This is a genomic window from Cupriavidus sp. FW305-26, assembly GCF_058787975.1.
In genome coordinates this window covers 89,416-106,875 of record NZ_JBYTAH010000013.1, presented here as the reverse complement: position 1 = coordinate 106,875, position 17,460 = coordinate 89,416, and the positions used below count along the sequence as shown (strand labels likewise).

At 64.2% G+C, this 17,460-nt stretch carries 26 protein-coding genes and 1 tRNA gene; 24 read left to right on the top strand and 3 right to left on the bottom strand.

Features of this window, described 5'->3' with window-relative positions; genetic code table 11:
- Nucleotides 1-794 precede the first annotated feature (794 nt).
- Together AC3WQZ_RS10650 and AC3WQZ_RS10645 are read left to right on the top strand one after the other, a co-directional pair.
- Complete coding sequence (locus AC3WQZ_RS10650; protein ID WP_492300508.1) at nucleotides 795-1,664, top strand: ComEC/Rec2 family competence protein; 870 nt, start codon at nucleotides 795-797, stop codon at nucleotides 1,662-1,664.
- Entirely contained in the window at nucleotides 1,661-2,332 is a 672-nt protein-coding gene (locus AC3WQZ_RS10645) for a hypothetical protein (RefSeq protein ID WP_492300507.1), read from the top strand. Before AC3WQZ_RS10650 ends, AC3WQZ_RS10645 begins: the two co-directional genes overlap by 4 nt.
- Here the strand turns inward: AC3WQZ_RS10645 and AC3WQZ_RS10640 are convergent.
- Both AC3WQZ_RS10640 and AC3WQZ_RS10635 read right to left on the bottom strand, forming a co-directional pair.
- A complete protein-coding gene (locus AC3WQZ_RS10640; protein WP_492300506.1) occupies nucleotides 2,329-3,384 on the bottom strand; it encodes a phage portal protein in 1,056 nt (351 codons plus the stop codon). The genes AC3WQZ_RS10645 and AC3WQZ_RS10640 overlap by 4 nt on opposite strands.
- Complete coding sequence (locus tag AC3WQZ_RS10635; protein ID WP_492300505.1) at nucleotides 3,381-5,162, bottom strand: terminase ATPase subunit family protein; 1,782 nt, start codon at nucleotides 5,160-5,162, stop codon at nucleotides 3,381-3,383. The genes AC3WQZ_RS10640 and AC3WQZ_RS10635 overlap by 4 nt, the downstream gene beginning before the upstream one ends.
- A gap of 150 nt (nucleotides 5,163-5,312) precedes the next feature.
- Here AC3WQZ_RS10635 and AC3WQZ_RS10630 point away from each other — a divergent pair, with 150 nt between their 5' ends.
- The 22 genes from AC3WQZ_RS10630 to AC3WQZ_RS10525 all read left to right on the top strand — a co-directional run bounded on the left by AC3WQZ_RS10630 (nucleotide 5,313) and on the right by AC3WQZ_RS10525 (nucleotide 17,046).
- Nucleotides 5,313-6,164, top strand: a complete 852-nt coding sequence (locus AC3WQZ_RS10630) for a GPO family capsid scaffolding protein (protein WP_492300504.1) — start codon at nucleotides 5,313-5,315, stop codon at nucleotides 6,162-6,164.
- Nucleotides 6,165-6,213: 49 nt separating this feature from the next.
- Nucleotides 6,214-7,236, top strand: a complete 1,023-nt coding sequence (locus tag AC3WQZ_RS10625) for a phage major capsid protein, P2 family (protein ID WP_492300502.1) — start codon at nucleotides 6,214-6,216, stop codon at nucleotides 7,234-7,236.
- Nucleotides 7,233-7,955, top strand: coding sequence for a phage terminase small subunit (locus tag AC3WQZ_RS10620; protein WP_492300501.1), 723 nt, complete (start codon nucleotides 7,233-7,235; stop codon nucleotides 7,953-7,955). Before AC3WQZ_RS10625 ends, AC3WQZ_RS10620 begins: the two co-directional genes overlap by 4 nt.
- Nucleotides 7,956-8,066: 111 nt before the next feature.
- Nucleotides 8,067-8,534, top strand: coding sequence for a head completion/stabilization protein (locus tag AC3WQZ_RS10615; protein ID WP_492300500.1), 468 nt, complete (start codon nucleotides 8,067-8,069; stop codon nucleotides 8,532-8,534).
- Nucleotides 8,534-8,737, top strand: coding sequence for a tail protein X (locus AC3WQZ_RS10610; RefSeq protein WP_092600656.1), 204 nt, complete (start codon nucleotides 8,534-8,536; stop codon nucleotides 8,735-8,737). Before AC3WQZ_RS10615 ends, AC3WQZ_RS10610 begins: the two co-directional genes overlap by 1 nt.
- Before the next feature lie 16 nt (nucleotides 8,738-8,753).
- Nucleotides 8,754-9,143: a putative holin gene (locus AC3WQZ_RS10605; RefSeq protein WP_492300498.1), complete on the top strand. Its 390-nt coding sequence runs from the start codon at nucleotides 8,754-8,756 to the stop codon at nucleotides 9,141-9,143.
- Complete coding sequence (locus AC3WQZ_RS10600) at nucleotides 9,140-9,487, top strand: phage holin family protein (protein ID WP_492300497.1); 348 nt, start codon at nucleotides 9,140-9,142, stop codon at nucleotides 9,485-9,487. The genes AC3WQZ_RS10605 and AC3WQZ_RS10600 overlap by 4 nt, the downstream gene beginning before the upstream one ends.
- Complete coding sequence (locus AC3WQZ_RS10595; protein WP_492300496.1) at nucleotides 9,465-10,271, top strand: N-acetylmuramidase domain-containing protein; 807 nt, start codon at nucleotides 9,465-9,467, stop codon at nucleotides 10,269-10,271. Before AC3WQZ_RS10600 ends, AC3WQZ_RS10595 begins: the two co-directional genes overlap by 23 nt.
- The gene (locus AC3WQZ_RS10590; protein ID WP_492300494.1) at nucleotides 10,268-10,777 is read left to right on the top strand and encodes a hypothetical protein; all 510 of its coding nucleotides are present in this window, start codon (nucleotides 10,268-10,270) and stop codon (nucleotides 10,775-10,777) included. Before AC3WQZ_RS10595 ends, AC3WQZ_RS10590 begins: the two co-directional genes overlap by 4 nt.
- Nucleotides 10,774-11,214, top strand: a complete 441-nt coding sequence (locus AC3WQZ_RS10585) for a phage tail protein (protein WP_492300493.1) — start codon at nucleotides 10,774-10,776, stop codon at nucleotides 11,212-11,214. Before AC3WQZ_RS10590 ends, AC3WQZ_RS10585 begins: the two co-directional genes overlap by 4 nt.
- Nucleotides 11,211-11,657, top strand: coding sequence for a phage virion morphogenesis protein (locus AC3WQZ_RS10580; protein ID WP_492300492.1), 447 nt, complete (start codon nucleotides 11,211-11,213; stop codon nucleotides 11,655-11,657). The genes AC3WQZ_RS10585 and AC3WQZ_RS10580 overlap by 4 nt, the downstream gene beginning before the upstream one ends.
- A gap of 61 nt (nucleotides 11,658-11,718) precedes the next feature.
- Complete coding sequence (locus AC3WQZ_RS10575; RefSeq protein ID WP_492300490.1) at nucleotides 11,719-12,372, top strand: phage baseplate assembly protein V; 654 nt, start codon at nucleotides 11,719-11,721, stop codon at nucleotides 12,370-12,372.
- Entirely contained in the window at nucleotides 12,369-12,731 is a 363-nt protein-coding gene (locus AC3WQZ_RS10570) for a GPW/gp25 family protein (protein ID WP_492293540.1), read from the top strand. The genes AC3WQZ_RS10575 and AC3WQZ_RS10570 overlap by 4 nt, the downstream gene beginning before the upstream one ends.
- The gene (locus AC3WQZ_RS10565; protein ID WP_492300488.1) at nucleotides 12,728-13,009 is read left to right on the top strand and encodes a hypothetical protein; all 282 of its coding nucleotides are present in this window, start codon (nucleotides 12,728-12,730) and stop codon (nucleotides 13,007-13,009) included. Before AC3WQZ_RS10570 ends, AC3WQZ_RS10565 begins: the two co-directional genes overlap by 4 nt.
- Entirely contained in the window at nucleotides 13,002-13,205 is a 204-nt protein-coding gene (locus AC3WQZ_RS10560; RefSeq protein WP_477136919.1) for a hypothetical protein, read from the top strand. Before AC3WQZ_RS10565 ends, AC3WQZ_RS10560 begins: the two co-directional genes overlap by 8 nt.
- 19 nt (nucleotides 13,206-13,224) lie before the next feature.
- Complete coding sequence (locus AC3WQZ_RS10555; RefSeq protein ID WP_477136920.1) at nucleotides 13,225-13,527, top strand: hypothetical protein; 303 nt, start codon at nucleotides 13,225-13,227, stop codon at nucleotides 13,525-13,527.
- On the top strand, nucleotides 13,527-14,012 hold the full coding sequence (locus tag AC3WQZ_RS10550; RefSeq protein WP_492300486.1) for a hypothetical protein: 486 nt from the start codon (nucleotides 13,527-13,529) through the stop codon (nucleotides 14,010-14,012). The genes AC3WQZ_RS10555 and AC3WQZ_RS10550 overlap by 1 nt, the downstream gene beginning before the upstream one ends.
- The gene (locus tag AC3WQZ_RS10545) at nucleotides 14,009-14,416 is read left to right on the top strand and encodes a hypothetical protein (RefSeq protein ID WP_492300485.1); all 408 of its coding nucleotides are present in this window, start codon (nucleotides 14,009-14,011) and stop codon (nucleotides 14,414-14,416) included. Before AC3WQZ_RS10550 ends, AC3WQZ_RS10545 begins: the two co-directional genes overlap by 4 nt.
- Nucleotides 14,413-14,730 (top strand): hypothetical protein, encoded by a 318-nt coding sequence (locus AC3WQZ_RS10540; protein WP_492300484.1) that lies wholly within the window; start codon nucleotides 14,413-14,415, stop codon nucleotides 14,728-14,730. Before AC3WQZ_RS10545 ends, AC3WQZ_RS10540 begins: the two co-directional genes overlap by 4 nt.
- Nucleotides 14,727-15,737, top strand: a complete 1,011-nt coding sequence (locus AC3WQZ_RS10535; RefSeq protein WP_492300483.1) for a hypothetical protein — start codon at nucleotides 14,727-14,729, stop codon at nucleotides 15,735-15,737. The genes AC3WQZ_RS10540 and AC3WQZ_RS10535 overlap by 4 nt, the downstream gene beginning before the upstream one ends.
- Entirely contained in the window at nucleotides 15,734-16,102 is a 369-nt protein-coding gene (locus tag AC3WQZ_RS10530; RefSeq protein WP_492300481.1) for a helix-turn-helix domain-containing protein, read from the top strand. Before AC3WQZ_RS10535 ends, AC3WQZ_RS10530 begins: the two co-directional genes overlap by 4 nt.
- Nucleotides 16,015-17,046 carry a tyrosine-type recombinase/integrase gene (locus AC3WQZ_RS10525; RefSeq protein WP_492300519.1) on the top strand — a complete coding sequence of 344 codons (1,032 nt, stop codon included), beginning with the start codon at nucleotides 16,015-16,017 and terminating at the stop codon, nucleotides 17,044-17,046. The genes AC3WQZ_RS10530 and AC3WQZ_RS10525 overlap by 88 nt, the downstream gene beginning before the upstream one ends.
- Nucleotides 17,047-17,100: 54 nt before the next feature.
- On the opposite strand, the gene AC3WQZ_RS10520 is transcribed toward AC3WQZ_RS10525, so the two are convergent.
- Nucleotides 17,101-17,176, bottom strand: a tRNA-Arg gene (locus AC3WQZ_RS10520).
- Nucleotides 17,177-17,460 lie beyond the last annotated feature (284 nt).

The window sequence follows — 17,460 nt, the reverse complement described above, 5'->3', positions numbered from 1 at the left end:
ACCTAGGTCGTCTACGCGTGGTCGAATCGGTGCCGGTTCGGCCCACGCTTATCTTTTCCCGCGGATCGTCTCGCTGGCCAGGAGGGTAATCAGCCCGCCCCGTCCGTGTGGCGGCGTGGGCTGTGTACTTTCGGTTGCGCATGGGCGTTCTAGCCTACCACTGTATATATGCACAGCACAAATAAGGCGGCCGGCTAAAGTCGGTGGGGGCTCCGGAAAAAGGTAACTTTGGTAACCCGTGGACGCGAAAAGGCGGGAAAGCCTTGTTGGATAAGGTTTTGCGGGTTGCAGCGGAAAGGTAACATTGGGGTAACTATAGGGTAACCAGATTACCTTTAGTCTTGGTAACTTTTATGGTTCATCATCCGTAATAAAATCAATGACTTACGAACAGGTTACCTTTTGTGTTACCTCAGATTACCTTTTGTAGGTAACCTGCTGTGTTCTTATAAAACAATGAGTTAGCGTTAATTTTGGGGGGGGTTACCGAGGTTACCTTTCTCCCGATACGCCCCTGCTCCATAGCTTTCGTCGGAGCTTAGGCAGGGCTTGGCCAGCAGAGGCCGTCACCTGCTGGATCACCCTGTGCAGGGTACTGCGCGAGCTGCGTAAATCTGCGTAAGTACATGCACGGTGCAGATTGCCCACGGCCCCAATACTGGGGCGGCCGGCGACGGGTTGCGTCGATGCATAAAAACTACCCGATAAAGCGCCCGGGTGAGGCGGGGTCTCCACCGCGCGCAGAAGCGCAAAATGTGCGAGCATAGCCATGTAAAAACTACAAGGAGATGCCGATGCCGGGTCGCATGGAATTGCGTGTTTGGGACGTGGAGCACGGGCAGTGTGCGATGTTCATGCACCTAAATGAGGCCGGGCAAGCCGGACCCTTGGCGATGATTGATTCAGGTTGCACTGCGGACTGGCGGCCCAGCACCCACATCAAAAAGAACCTTCTCCGGTCAGCGGTCGGATACCTCTTCATCACCAATGCAGATCAGGATCACATGAGCGATCTTGAAGGCTTGTGGACGGAGGGGGTGGATGTCGAGGTGTTGATCCGGAACAAAAAGGTCGGCCCGGCGGACCTGCGTCGAATCAAGGAAGCGAGCGGCGAGCTCTCCGACGACATTGAGCGGTACCTGAGCATCCACTCCGCGTACACTTCTCCCGTAGACAAGCCCTTCAACGAATGCATGGGGGGCATCACATTTAGGTCTTTTTCTAACGCTTATCCGCAATTCAAGGACACGAATAACCTCAGCCTCGTGGTCTTTATTAAGTTTGCGGGCTTTAGCATTCTGTTTCCCGGTGATCTGGAGGGCGCCGGTTGGGAAGAACTGCTGAAGAACTCGGATTTCCGCGACGAGCTGCGCAACGTTACTGTGCTGGTTGCTTCGCACCACGGTCGGAAGAACGGGTACTTGGACGACGTATTCAATTACTGCCATCCGCGAGCCGTAGTTATTTCCGACAAAGAAAAAATTCACGGTACCCAGGAGATGGTGCCGGCATATCGTCGGCGTGTGCTGGACCATCACGAGAACGGGGTGAAGGTCGCAACCACTGGCAAGAACCGCCATGTGCTAACCACCCGGCGAGACGGTTGGATCAACTTCTCCGTAACTGACAACGACTTCACAATCACTACCGAGTACAACGGATGAGCGCCGGTTCAAAGTCATTGAAAGCGGCCAACCTAAAGTGGCTGACGTCGATTGCGGCAATTGACGTCGTTGTCGTTGCCGCTTTTGCGGTTCCAGATTTACTTGGATCGCAGGCGATCACCGCGCTCCAGGCAATTAGAACAGCCACGATCACGTCGGCGCCGGTGGTGATCATGTTGATCACCACCTTGTTGCCCGCAGAAGTTAAAGCAAGCCTCGTATTTTGGCGACTACGTGAAGTTCTCCCCGGTCATCGAGCATTTACGATCCTCGGGCCGAAGGATCCGCGTGTGGCCATGGACGCATTGCAGCGCAACGTGGGGGCTCTGCCTGCAGATCCAAGCCAACAGAATGCACTTTGGTATCGGCTGTACAAGAAGGTAGAAAACGATCCGTCAGTTGTTGAAGCTCATAAGACCTTTCTGCTTTGGCGCGATGCCTGTACGTTATCTGCCGTTCTGTTGCCAATCGTGCCCACGGGAATTTGGCTTTTTCTCGCGAGTGCCGATGGGACTCGCATCTCGCTATGCTTTTTCCTCGCACAGTTCTTCTTGTCAGCAATCGCAGCAAGGCAACAAGGCACGCGATTTGTCTGCAACGTTTTGGCACTGCATTCCTCGAAGCGCCTCACGGCGCCTCCACGCTCTACTGCAAGAAGGCCCGCCTAGCCTTCCCCGAGGTTGTATGGTGCGAATCGTACAACCTCGACGCCCAGCCAATCATTCAGCTCGGTTAGCCGTTCTTGCAGTGGCCTGACCTCATTTCGCGCAAAGACTAACGCAGCCTTTTCAGCATCTCCAAATCCACCCGTGTTATGTGGAATGATGCCCATCAGCTGCGGCGGCACACGGTGCGCGGCGAGCTGGTCATCGCGGGTCACGTTCTTGATGTTCCAGAACTCGTCCTTGGCCGCGACTTCAGACACCGGGATCAGCTGGATGCCTTCCTTCTTGCCGTTGGGCGCGTACATGAACAGGTTGCGGAAGTTGCCTGGCCCCTTGCTGTTCTTGAGCGCCTCGCGCAGGTTGTCCACGTCTTCCTGTTTCTGCGCAGCATCAGTCATGTAGAGGATGAACCCGGCGTGACTGCCGTTCTTGTAGTAGCGCCTGCGGAACAGCGTGGCCGACTCATTCAGCCAGGTCGCATTCAACGCCGACAGGTACTCGGGCAGGCCATACACCTCCTGGTTGATATCCGGCTCCATCAGATGAAAGATGCTGCCCGGTTTGAACTCGTGCTTGTCCTGCCAGTTCTGCACGAAGAAATACCGCGCGAGGTCCGTGCCGCGCCGCATGTACTTCGCAAGCGCTGGCTCCAATGCCATCGGCCTGCCTAGTGCATTGTCGCGGCGCTCCAGATACCCGTTGCCGAACACGAGGAAGTCTTGCACCCAGCGAGCGAATGCCGTGCGCGACAGCAGCTTGTGCGGGATGAATGTCGACACGAGGATGTTGCGTTTCACGTAGATGGGCGAGCTGTTATGCACGGCCGCGCGAAACGTGCGCGCCAGCCCGTCCCACGGCATCGGCGGCTCGAACCATTCACCGATACGCTGGCACTCGATGTAGTCGAGCAGCTCTCGACGGTCGAGCACGGCAACGGGATCCCCAAAACTGAATGCCTCCATTGCAGCCGAGGCGGGCGCGCTCGGGGGTGGCTCGTTGGGCTGCGCCGTATGCAGGTTCACATTCGGCGCGCGGCCTCGATTCTTACGGGTCATGACAGCTCCATGATGCTGGTATTGGTGGTGGTGACGCCTTCGAGTGGTTCGTGTGCTATGGCGTGCATGCATGCCCACGCGAGGTCCGCGTGGCTGGTCTCTTCTGATCGGCCTGCCTGGTACGTGACACGGCCGCCGGCTGCGGTGGTGGTCTTCCGGATCGACATGAACGAAGCGGCGAAGTCGGTCCACCCTGCGTCAAACTCCAGCCGCCCCTTGCTGATCACGTCGTGCGCCTTCAGCACTAGGCTGGTCTTCACTTCGACTGAGTAGGTGAAGCCTTCCGCATCGGGCCGGAACTTGGTCACGAGCTGGTAGACGGCATCGCCGATGCCGGTACGGTCGATGCCGATGTATGCGACGTTGTAGCGCTCGGTCACGCGCTTGATGGCGGTCGCCTGCTCTTCGTAGTCGATGCCGCGGAACTGGTGTTTCTCCAGCACGCGAAACTTGCCGCCTGGTACAAGCGGTGGCGCCACGACTACCAGCGCGGCACTGTCGCCACCGCCGCCGTTCGGGTCGTACCCGACCCACACGTCGCGATTGCCGAAGGGACGAAGCGACCAGTGCCGGAAGTCTTCCCACACCTCCCAGCTGTCGACCATGCCGCGCATAAGCATGGACAGCGGGAAGACCGACGCCGTGTCATCGATGAAGCCGCACATCAGCAGGTTCTCGAAGTCAGCGTCGCTGTACTCCAGCCGCAACTGGTCGAGGTCGAACAGGTTGCAGCCACCGGCGATGGCGTCTTCCACCGTGACGATCTGTTTCCACTGACCGTCCGCGCACCGCCGGCCACCCTGCAGGTTCGCGTGGCTCACGTCCACGCGGATGTGGTCTTCCTTCTTCCGACCGCGATTGAACAGCGCCCCCGACCAGAACGGGTATGCCTCGTGGGCGAGGCTGGAAGGCGTCGAGAAGTACGTCTGCCGCCATTTCGAGTGGATGGCCATCCCGGAGGCCACCTTGCGCAGCTCTTGGAAGCGCTGGATCCAGAAGTACTCGTCCAGATACAGGTTGCCGTGATAGCTCTGCGCGGTACGTGCGTTCGTGCCGAGGAAATACAGCGTGGCCCCGTTCGGTAACACCATCGGGTCGCCCTTCAGCTCCACACCGGCTGCGTCCTTCGCGAACTGGATGATGTACTGCTTGAAGACGTGGGCCTGCGCCTTGCTGGCCGACAGGAAGATCTGATTGCGCCCCGTGGTCAGCGCGTCAATGAAGGCTTCGCGCGCGAAGTACCATGTAGCACCGATCTGCCGGCTCTTGAGGATGTTGCGGATCCGCTCGGTCAGGCCGGTTTCGTACCAGACGCGCTGGTAGTCGAACATCGAATCCATGAAGGCGTCGACCAGCTGCTCCTGCTCCTCTTCGCTGATCGCGTTGCGCTCGGGGGCGCGGCGTGGCCCCTTGTTCCGATTGGCGACCTTGGGGTTTAGGTCCGCTTCGTTGCCGCTGTCCTCATACCGCCGCACACGTGCCAGGCGTTCGATCTGGCGCCCGAGCAGATCGATCTCCTTGAAGTCCTTGCCTTCCTTGTTCTCCTTGGCGATCAGTTGGGCCATGCGCGTTTCGAGATTCGAACCCACACGCGTCACGGCGTCGGCTCGGTCCCACTGCTCGCGCTGTTTCCAGCTGTGGATCGTGGACGACTTCTTGCCGAGCATCTCGGCGATGCGCGCCACGCGATAGCCCTGCCAATAGAGCGCGCGCGCAATGCGACGCGGCTCCATCTCAGGGTCCAGCGAAAGCGAGGTGATGGGCGGAAGCGTAGTCATGCCGCAACGCTACCGCCCGCGCGCGCGCGTGCCACGTGGCGCGTGTTGTCACTGCCGCATGCACAACACGATTGCGTTGCCCGCGCGCGGCGGCCCGCCGAACATGGCAGCACGAACACACCACACCGAACCACCACCGAAGAGGAACCCATGGCCGGCAAGAACACGAAGTTTTTCCGCATCGCCACCGAAGGCGCGACCAGCGACGGGCGCGTGATCGATCGTCAAATGATCGTGCAGATGGCCGCCAGCTACGACCCCGCGACGTATGGCGCACGCATCAACATGGAGCACATTCGCGGCTACGACCCGACCGGCCTGTTCAAGGCATACGGCGACGTGATCGCGCTCAAGGCCGAGGAGCAGGACGGCAAGATGCGCCTCTTCGCGCAGCTCGATCCCACGGCCGAACTGGTGGCTTTCAACAAGGCACGGCAGAAGGTGTTCTGCTCGATGGAGGTGAACCCGGACTTTGCCGACACTGGCGAGGCATACCTGACCGGCTTGGCGGTGACCGACAACCCGGCAAGCCTCGGCTGCGAGATGCTGGCCTTCAGCGCCAAAGCCAAGGTCAATCCGCTGGCCGAGCGCAAACAGGATCCGCAGAACCTGTTCACCGAAGCTGTGGAAGTCACCTTCGACTTTAGCGAGGAAAAGCCCGTCGCGAAGGGCAAGGATTCGTCCAGCCTGAGCGAATCGATCAAGCGCATGTTCGGCCGTCAGGACAAGAGCGATGCCGCCAACCAGGCGAAGCATGCCGACACGAACGAAGCCGTGACGGCGCTGGCCGGCGAAGTGAAGGCGCTGAGCGACAACTTCAGCAAGGTGATGAAGGCCGTCGAGACCGTGGCCGGACAGGTGGACAAGCTGCAGGAGAACCAGACCACCGCGAGCAAGGAATTCTCCACGCTCAAGGGCGAGCTGGAGAAGACCGAGACGTTCACGAAGCGGCCGCCTGCCACGGGCGGCAGCGGCGACGCCGCAATCAAGACCGACTGCTGAGCCGGCACCCGGACAGCGACTCCATAACCCATACCCCAGAGCCAACTCTATGCGTAACGATACCCGTCGCCTCTACACGGCGTACGAAGGCGAAATCGCCCAACTGAACGGCGTTGAACGCGTTGACCGCAAGTTCAGCGTGCAGCCGAGCGTCCAGCAGCGACTGGAAACCAAGGTGCAGGAATCCAGCGAATTCCTGCAACAGATCAACGTTCATGGCGTGGTCGAACAGGAAGGCGAGAAGATCGGCCTCGGCGTGTCCGGCCCGGTGGCTGGCACCACCGACACGACGGTCAAGGACCGGCAGACCAGCGATATTGCGACGCTGGACGGTCGCAAGTACCGTTGCGAGCAGACCAACTCGGACACCCACATCACCTACCAGCGCCTGGACGCGTGGGCGAAGTTCGCCGACTTCCAGACGCGCATTCGCGATGCCATCCTGCGTCGCCAAGCGCTGGACCGCATCATGATCGGCTTCAACGGCATCGCCCGCGCTGCGACGTCCGACCGTGCAGCCAACCCGATGCTGCAGGACGTCAACAAGGGCTGGCTGCAACACCTGCGCGAGGAAGCGGCAGAGCGCGTGATGGCTGACGGCAAGGCCGCCGGCAAGATCGTGGTTGGTGGCGATGACACCGACGCCACCCGCGACTACGCGAGCCTCGACGCCCTGGTGTTCGATGTGGTCAACCACCTCATCGCCCCGTGGTTCGCGGAAGATCCGGAACTTGTGGTGATCTGCGGCCGCCAGCTGTTGGCCGACAAGTATTTCCCGCTGCTGAACAAGGACCGCGACCCGACCCAGAAGATCGCTGCGGACATGATCATCAGCCAGAAGCGCATCGGCAACCTGCCGGCCGTTCGGGTGCCGTACTTCCCGCCGAATGCGCTGATGGTCACGCGCCTGGACAACCTGTCCATTTACTGGCAGGAGGGCGCGCGCCGTCGCACCATCCTCGACAACGCCAAGCGTGACCGCATCGAGAACTACGAGTCGAGTAACGATGCGTACGTGATCGAAGACTTTGCCTGCGCGGCCATGGCCGAAAACATCGTGGTGCAGGAATGACGAGCCCCGCCCGCAAGCATTTCCTGCGCGCGACGGCGGCCTCGGTGGCGGCGGCTTCGGCCGCAGCCAATCCGCTGCGTCATGCCACGGGCCACGAGCTGATGCTCGCGCAGCTCGCCGAGCACAAGCGCGCCCTGAAACAGATCCAGTCCATCGAACGCAAGGCCGATGCGAAGCGCAAGATGCTGCCCGAGTACTCCGATTGGGTGCAGGGCACGCTGGACGCGGATACGGGCGTGCAGGATGAAGTGTTCATGACCATCATGGTCTGGCACATCGATGTCGGCGATTTTGCCGGCGCCCTGCCCCTCGCGCGCTACGGCATCCGCCACGGCATGGTCATGCCCGACCAGTACCAGCGCACTACGGCGTGCCTGATCGCGGAGGAATACGCCGCGATGGCCATTAAGGCGGCCGAGGCCGGCCAGCCGGTCGACGCCGAAGCGCTGGCCGAGGTCACGCAGCTCGTGGAAGGCCAGGACATGCCTGACGAAGTGCGCGCCAAGCTCCACAAGGCGCTGGGCTATGTGGCGCTGGCTCAGGTCGACGGCCTGCAGTCGGCGGCGCAGCAGCAGTCGTGCCGGCGCTTCGCACTCGACCAGCTGCAACGTGCCCTGCAGCTCCACGACAAGGTGGGCGTGAAAAAGGATATCGAGCGCCTGGAGCGTGACATCAAGAATGCCGGCCCCGCCGCCTCTCAGGAGGAAGGCACGGGCTGACACCGAGCGTGACCCCGCGCATCAGGCGGCACGGGGTGCCCCATGGGCGCGCCGCAAGGCCAACCCGAACGGTCACCCCGTCCACCGCCTCCACATAGCGACTGCGTACCCATGTCCTCATTCTTTGCTTCCGCGCCGGCCGAATCCGGTCAGAACCAGATTGCCAACGATGGGTTTTTCCCCGACATCGATGTCGACACGGCTACCGAGGCCATGCGGCAGGACGGCACGGTGACGGCCGAGCGCCTGCGGGGCGCCCTGGTCGAAGCGGCGCTGTCCGTGAATGCGGATCTGGCCATCTGGCGGGCCGAGCAGCAGGCGGCCGGCTACGAGACGCTGGAGGCGGTGCCGGCGGCGCAGATCGACGGGAAGTCCGCGCACGTGCATCGCTACCTGCGCGCGGTGTACTGCGAGGCACGCGCCGGCCTGATCGAGCGATACCGCGACTACGACGCCACGGCGACCGGCGACCGCAAGGCGGAGGCGCTGATGCAGGCGGTCGAGGATCTGCGGCGCGACGCGCGCTGGGCCACAAGCGACATCGTGGGCCGGCCGCGCAGCACGGTGGAGCTGATCTGATGCGCGTGATAGCCATGCAGGGCGACACCGTGGATGCAATCTGTCATCGCATCTACGGCCAGACCGCCGGCATCACTGAGGCGGTTCTCGAAGCAAACAGGGGCCTGGCCGATCTCGGCCCGGTTCTTCCCCACGGCACGGTCGTAGACCTGCCCGACCTACCCCAGCAGGCTGACGTACAGCGCGTCCAGCTCTGGGACTGACCCCAAGGAATGAATCATGGCTGAACCCATCTCCGCCAGCTCGACCGCCGCACTCGCCGTGACGGGCATCGGGGCGATCACGCTGGTGCCAGGCGTCGACGCGGCGACAGTGCTGGGCGCGTTCGCGGGCGCCGCAGTCTTCGCCCTGAATTCGGACGAACTGACCACCGGCAAGAAGATTGCCTTCCTCATGTTGTCCATCGTGATGGGCTGGCTCGCCGCGCCGCTGGCCGCATCGCTGATCGCCCGGATCCTGCCGGCCGACACCGAAGTCAGCCACGGCGTGGGCGCGCTGGTCGCATCCGCCGTGCTGGTGAAGCTGCTGCTGGCGCTGATCCGGCTTGCCGACAACGGCGACCGCCTGGTGGCGCTCTTCCGGGGCAAAGGCGACGGAGGTGCCAAGTGAAGACACTCTACGTGTTTCAGGCGCTGCTGTGCGCCCTGATCGCCATCCGGCTGCTGTTCTTCCGCCGCAATGGCGCCGCCCATCGCCCGTGGGCCGCGCGGCTGGCCTACGCCCTGATCGTCATGGCCGGTGCCGTCGCCATCGGCGTCACGTTCGAACGCTATGAATGGGCGCTGCTGGCGCTCAACGGCATCACCGCCGTCCTCTGCATTGCCATCTATGCCGTGCGCGGTAACGTGGTCGAGCTGTTCCGCGTCACCGGCCTCGATCCGGATGGCGATGGCGAGTCCCTGTTGCTGCGCCTGCTTCGGAGATCCAGCCATGACGCTACTGCGACGCGGTGACGTAGGCGCCGAGGTACGCGAGCTGCAGCGCCTGCTGCGCGTGCGTGGCGCCCGTATCGACCTGACGGGTGCATTCGATGACGCGACTTCGGCGGCCGTTGCGGTGGCGCAGGCGCGCTACGGCCTGGTCGTAGATGGGGTGGTCGGCAACAAGACGATGTTGGCCTTGCAGCTCGATGGGCGCATCCCCGGCCACCTCGGCGCCGAGGATCTGCGCCGGGCGGCGAGAACGCTGGACGTGAAGCTGGCCGCCGTCCGTGCGGTCAACGAAGTGGAGAGCCAAGGCTCGGGCTTCCTGCCTGACGGCCGCCCGGTGATCCTCTTCGAGCGCCACATCATGTATCGGCAATTGCGCGCCGCCGGCCATGACGCTGACCAGCTCGCCCGCCAGTATCCGAACATCGTCAACCCGGCACGCGGCGGGTACATGGGCAAGGCTGCGGAGCACATGCGGCTGGCGCAGGCCGCCGGCCTTGACCAGGCATGCGCGCTCGCCTCGGCGAGCTGGGGCCTGTTCCAGATCATGGGCTACCACTGGGAGCGCCTTGGCTATGCCAACGTGCATGCCTTTGCCGATGCCATGCGCACCGGCGAATCCCAGCAACTCGACGCCTTCGTACAGTTCATTGCGACGGATCCCATCCTCCACAAGGCACTGAAGGGTCTGAAGTGGGCTGCGTTTGCCTCTGGCTACAACGGCCCGGCGTACAAGGACAACCTCTACGACGTGAAGCTGGCCCGCGCCTTCACGCGTTACGAGGCCGAAGAACAGGTGCCCGCATGAACCGGCCTCTCGCTATCGCCCTGGGCACAGTCGTCACCCTGCTGGCGGCGGCCGGTGCCGGTGCCTGGTTCAACGACCGGTACCGGGAAGCCGTCCGCCGTGCCGACGCATCAGAAACCATGGTGGCATCGCTGCGCGCCCAGCTCGACAGCACCGATGCCGGTGTTGTCGAAGTCACCAAGTACGTCGACCGTGTGCAGACCGTGCGCGTGAAGGGCGACACCATCGTCAAGGAGATTCCCCGTTATGTCACGGTCGTTGCTGATGCCGCCTGTACTGTGCCTGGTGGCTTTGTCCGCCTGCACGACGCCGCCGCCACCGGTGGCGTGCTCGATTCGGATCCCGGAGGCGCTGATGCGGCCCCCTCAGGGGTTCCACTCTCTGCCGTCGCCGGCACCGTCGCCGACAACTACACCACCGGCCACGTCAACGCCGCTCGGCTGACTGCGCTGCAGGACACCCTGCGCGCGCAAGGCGTGACGATCATCGGAGAGCCAGCGCAATGAGAAAGCCCGTGGAGCTGCGCGCGGCGATCACCGCCGTCGTGGCGGACCTGAAGCGCAACCCGGACAAGCTCCATCTGTTCGTGGAAGAAGGCCGCGTGGTGGCCACTGGCGCGAAGACGATCTCGTTCGAATATCAGTACACGCTGACGCTGCTTGTGACGGATTTTGCCGAGAGCGCGGACAAGATCACGGTGCCGGTGATGGCCTGGCTGCGCGAGCACCAGCCGGAACTGTTCACGAACCCGGACAGGCGGCCCGATGGCTTCAAGTTCGAGACCGACATCCTGAATCATGACTGCGTCGACCTGCTCATGCGGATCCCGCTGACCGAACGGGTGATCGTCAAGGTGGTCGATGGGCGCTACGAAGTGACGCATGCCCCGGAACCCGTGAACGAGTACGACGACCCGTCCGGCTGGAGGCTGCCTGTACCGTGAACAGCCTCGAAGACCTGACCGCCTGGGCGGGCGCCCTGCTGCACAAGCTCGATGCCGGCGAGCGCCGCACCCTCCTGCGTGCCGTGGCCAATGAGCTGCGGCGCCGGCAGACGGTTCGGATTGCGGAGCAGCGCGATCCCGATGGTTCAGCCTACGAGCCGCGCAAGCCCCGCCTCAGGCAACGCGCCGGCCGCGTCCACCGCGCGATGTTCATGCGCCTGCGTACCTCGCGCTTCATGAAGGCGCAGTCCGACCCAAATAGCGCCGTAGTGAGCTTCATTGGCCGCGCCGAGCGTATCGCAGCAGTCCACCAGTTCGGCCTGCGCGACCGTGTGAACAAGGGCGGCCTCGAAGTCCAGTACGCCAAGCGCGAGCTGCTCGGTTTCGAAGAGAACGATGTGGACCGCCTGGCCGACATGGTGCTAGCCCACGTGGCGTCCTGAGGTCATTGCAGGCGGCACGCGTGCCGCTTGTTGTCGCGCCCCCTCGCACAACACCATTCGAGTGACCGCCACGCGCGCGCACGGCACGCTGGCGGGTATGGACACCGCTGAAATCCTCCGACTGATCGAGAACCTGCTGCGCACCGGCACCGTTGCCGAGATCCAGCATGGCAAGCCGCCGCGCGTTCGCGTCAAATCAGGCGGCCTCGACACCGACTGGCTACCCTGGGCTGAGCGCCGCGCGGGCGGCACGCGCACGTGGAGTCCACCGACCGTCGGCGAGCAGGTACTGCTCTTCTGCCCCAGCGGCGAGCCGCGCAACGGCATCGTGCTGTGCGGCATCCCCTCCGACGCTAACGACACCCCGAGCCACAGCCCGACCGAGACGGTCACCGAATATCCGGACGGCGCCACCGTTATCTACGACCATGCCGCCGGCATGTTGCGCGTGAAGGGTGTCACAACGGTTCTGGTGGAAGCCAGCACCCAGATCATTCAGCGCTGCCCCGACAACATCATCGACGGCAATCTCACGGTGAAGGGCCTCCTCTCCTACCAGAACGGCATTGCGGGCACGGGCGGCGCGAACGGCAACGTCATCACGGGGGACTTCAACCACCAGGACGGCAAGCTGTCGTCGAACGGCGTGGTGCTCGATGACCACGACCACGGCAACGTGCAGCGCGGTGGCGCCTGGACTGAGGGCACGCGGTGACCTACCTCGGCCTGAACAGTGCAACCGGCCGCGCCATCAGCGATCTGGCGCATATCTGGCAGTCCATCCGCGACATTCTGACCACGCAGGAAGGCACCCGTGTCATGCGGCGCACCTACGGCTCCCAAGTGCCGATGCTGATCGACCAGCCCCTGAACGATGTCACGCGGCTGCGCGTCATGTCTGCTGCGGTTGCAGCCATTGTGAAATGGGAACCTCGGGTGCAGGTCAACTCCGCATCGTTCGTGATCGACGGAGAAGGCGCCATGACAGTGGATCTGGATGCTGATCGCGTCGACGGCGCCCGTGGCACACCGCTCGGCACGCTTTCCATTCCCTTGCGCGAGGCCAAGCCATGACAACGCCCATCGACCTCTCACGCCTGCCGGTGCCGGACGTGGTCGAGAACATCGACTACGAGACCATCGTTGCGGAACGCAAGGCGTACCTGTTCAATGCTGGCCCGCATCGCGCGCGCTGGGCCGCGTTGATCGGTCTGTCCGGCCAACCAGCGTGGCTATACCTGACGACGGCCACCGGCGAGCCCGGCATGTTCGTGGTGAGCGTGTTCTTCACGTTGTGCTACGGCCGTGGCGTGTGGGACGGCTTCATTCGCCGGGGCAACCGCCATGGCTAGGCCCATCGTCACCGATGCGCAGTTGCGGCACACGCACCGCGCGCTGCGCATCACCACCCCTTTTGATGCCATGTCGGACATGCTGCGCGCCGCTGTTGCAGCTGCGGCCCGCGCCATGGCCACTCGCGACCTCGCACGGTCGCAGCCCCCTTCCGTTGACCTGAAGCGCCGCGCCGCTGGCGACTTCGAAGACTGAACCAAACGAGAGGCTAACCATGCAAAGCGAAGTGACTTTCAAAATCGACACCGACAAGCTGCCGCACTACACGGACGAGCACATTTCCTCGCTCTGGCACGTCGCCCAAGCCAACCCCGCGCCGTTCGGCGACCGAGACGCTGGCGCGCTTGCCGAGCTGATCGGTCGGGAGATCATTCGCCGCTGGCTGCGCTGGGCGGGTGCGCCGCTCTGGAACCACCAGGGCCGCGATCACTATTCGCTGCGGTGCCGGCAAAGCGCTGCCGAGGCAGCTACGCAAGCCGTCGCCCCTGCTGACGATGCCACTACGGAGGTGAAGTGATGCCCGCCAGCAAGCACCGCAAAAATCGCCGTGTGCATCAGCCGCGCGAGAAATGCCTGCCGTCCTGCTTCCGCTTCAGCCGCAAGGCCGAGACGGATCTCCAGCTCCTGCCCCACAGCGAGCTGAGCAAGATTCTCGACGGCGCGGCCACGGAATCCGCCTGGCACACCCTCGCGTTTCGCATCAACGTCGGTCAGGCCGTTGCCACCCTCTACTTCGCGGAGAACGGTGAGCTGCGCGATGCGATGGATGCCGCAGTCATCGCCGTCGCGGACGTCGGCAAGCGCTTCCGCGCTCGCGGCCGCATGGGCGTGACCGGCGACGAATTCCGTGTCATCGGTCAGGGCCTCAACCTGACCGACGACATGCAAAAAGCCTGCACGCGGCGCCAGCTGCTGGTCGCCACGTTGCAGGTGCATGACACGGCCACCGCCGCCGGCCCGGTTCAAACCGGCGATATCGCCTATATCGAGCAAAAAGCATGAGCACGAGCACCGTTTCTCTTCCCGCTTCGTCGTACGCCGAGCGCGTGGCGCAGATCATCTGCAACGGCCTCTACCCGGAGGAAGCCGCCAAGGGCACGATCCTTGCCGATTTCCCGGCCACAACGCGTCAGAACCTGATCACGATTGCCGAGGCCATTCTTGTGGAAGGGCCGCGTGTGGAGCACCCTGCGCTGGAATACGCCTGGTGGGTCTCCAGTTCGCCCGTGTTGGACGATTTGGCGCCAGCGCAACTACTTGTGGGCGAGCCGCTGGATACGTCTACGGGCGCGCCTATCGAAGTCGAGGCGCACCAGGCCGTGCATCTCGAAAAGCCTTGGCGAGCGCGGCTGTCGATGCTGATCTATGCGCTGCATTGGGCCGACCCGAGCAAGGTGATGGCATGACCCCGCGCGAGTACAACGGCCGCGTGGCGGCGCCGCATATCCCCCTCGGCGATGCAGCAGTGGCTGTCGCCTTCTGGCGCGACAAGGAATGGAAGACGTGGGCCGTCGACATCGTGGCCGGCCCAACGAAGAAGCCGACTTACTGCGCGACGTGGTATGCCCGCGCACGCACAGCGGAGACGGCGATTACCTGCGTGCAGCGCAATCTGATCAGCCGCCCGCCCCGAGGTGCGCGATTCACTGCCCGCCTCGCCGGTCCGCGCGAGCTGGGCTGCATCCCGACCCCGCGAACACCGACCACGGAGGCCGCATGATGGGACGACGCGAACAGCGGGTGGCGCTTGTCTGCGCGACGGCCTTGGCGGCAGCGTGTTCTCTGGTTGCCGCGTGGCTGTCGGCGGCCGGTGCCTGGCATCGGGGTGGCACGCTCGGGGAGCGTGCGCTGACCGCTGCAGTGGCCGTCCTGCTGACGCTGGCGGTCCACCAGCTGCCTGCTGCACTGGCTATTGGCAGGCGCATGCCGGCCGCCGGCTGGGCGCTCTGGTGCGCATGTCTGGTCTCCGTGGTGTGGGGTCATCTCGCCTTCTTCGCGGCGGCCAATGGCCATGCCGGCGAGGCGCGCGCACAACGTCAGATCGAGGCCGCCGCGTCGATGCCGGTGGAAGCGCGGGCGGTGGCGCGGCCGCTCGCCGTGGTGACTGCCGAACGGGCCACGCTGCGCGGCGATATCGCGCGGCTGCAGGCCACAGCCGCCAGCTGCCGCAATTGCCCGCTGGGGGCGGCTCGAATTACGGCGCTGCAGCAACGGGCCGAGGCGCTCGACGTGGAGGAACAAGAGGCGCGCCGGGCCATCCGCCAGGACGAGAGCGCCCGTGCCGCTGCGCTGCGCCATGCGGTGCGTGTTGACCAGGCCCGACTCGATCCGGCCGCGCGCCTCTTCGCCGCCGTGACCGGTGCGCACGCGGAAACGGTGCTGCTGGTCACCCAGCTGGTCGCGGTGATCTGCCTGGAACTGGTGGGGTGCGTGCTGTGGCTGCGAGTCGCGTCCCTGGGTACCGCAACCGCCGAGGCGACGTTACCCGCGACCCCGCCGGCGGCACCGGCCGTGACTGCTCGGCCCGAGGTGAGTAACGAAGCCAGTCACGGCGCCAGTCCTGCGGATGACGATCAGGTGGCGGCGGCGGTACGGCGCGGCGAACTCAAGCCGACCGTCGCGGCCATCCGCCAGTTTGTCGGGTGCTCGCAAGCCCGTGCGATGACGATCCGGCGCCGGCTACTCGCGACCGGGACCGCGCCGGATGCGCCGGGAGGTGCCGCATGACGGTGCATTCCGCCACATCGGTCGCGGCCCCCAGCTCGGTCGGCCTGGTGGACGCGGCCGCGCTGCTCGGGGCGCATCCCGAGACGGTGCGGCTCAAGGCCAAGGCCGGGGAGCTACCCGGCCGCAAGGTCGGCAAACGCTGGATGTTCTCAACGATTGCCCTGGAGCGTTACCTCGCCGGACAATGGATCCCGCGAGTTGTGCAAGGCGACCAGGCAAAGGAAGGTGAGCCATGTCGCTCTTCAAACGCAAAGGTAGCAACAACTGGTATTACAAGCTGTACCCCCCGGGCGGCGGGCCTCCGGTACAAGGAAGCACTGGCACCGTCGACCAAAGGCAGGCGCAGGAGCTGCACGACCGCCTGAAGGTGGATCTGTGGAATCAGGCCAAGCTGGGGGCGCGGCCCCGCTACACGTGGAACGATGCCGTGGTGCGCTATGTCGAGGACCGGGCCGGCTTGGCCAGTCTGGAAACCAGCAAGATTCACCTGCGCTGGCTCGACGCGCACCTGAGCGGCGTGGAGCTGGGCCGGATCGACCGCGACCGCGTGGATGCGATTGCCCGGGCCAAACGGGCGGAGCGCCGTACGGTACGGACCAAGCAGGGCGTGAAGGAGCTGGAAGGCACGGTGAGCGCCGGCACCGTGCGGCGCGTGATCGGCGTGCTGACGGCGGTGCTCAATGCTGCGGTGGAGTGTGGGTGGCTGGACAGCGCGCCCAAGCGCAAACGCGCCAAGGTGGCCAGCAAGCGGATCCGCTGGCTGACCGCCGCCGAGGCCGAGCGGCTGCTGGGCGAGTTGCCCGAGCATCTGGCGGACATGGCCCGCTTCAGCCTCGAAACGGGGCTGCGGCGGGCCAACGTGACCGGGCTGCAGTGGTCACAGGTGGATCTGGCGCGGCGCGTGGCGTGGATCCATCCTGACCAGGCGAAGGCGCGTAAGGCCATCACGGTGCCGCTGTCGGACACGGCGGTGGCCGTGCTGCGCCGGCAGCTACCTAAGAAGCGCGAGGCCGAGCACGTCGCGGCGGTGTTCGTCTACCGGGGCAAGCCGGTGCATCAGACGAGCACGGCCGCATGGGGCAAGGCGCTGGACCGCGCGCGGATCCCGGATTTCCGCTGGCACGATCTGCGGCACACCTGGGCGAGCTGGCACGTACAGCGCGGCACGCCGCTGCAGGTGCTCAAGGAGCTGGGCGGCTGGGAAACGATGGAGATGGTGCAGCGGTATGCGCACCTGTCGGCGGACCATCTGGCGCAGTGGGTGGCGCCGCTGACGGAGATGCCGGCGCCGAGGTTAGCTGCAGTTTAGCTACAGTCGCCCTTCGCGGCGGTGGTGGGAAAAGCGGGAAACCCTTGTGGGGATTGGCGCGCCCGGCTGGGATCGAACCAGCAACCCCTGCCTTCGGAGGGCAGTACTCTATCCATTGAGCTACGGGCGCACAGGACGGTTTTGCAACCGGTTTGTGGGTACAGCAGTTGCGGCGGGCGAGTGCCGCTGCAGGAAAGTCGCATAGGATACCGCGTTTGCCCCGTGCCGTCCATGCGGGCCCGCCAGGGGCTTGAGGGAACGTCTCGCAACCGCCGCTTTTTGGCACTGGCGGGGGGCCTTTGGCGCTATAATCGCCAGCTATTTGCGTCAAATCGTGCCCGCCACACCGCCGATGCAATGAGTCGACCGGGGTCAAGGCCGCGCGGCTTGTTGTCGGCGACAATCAGGTCCGGT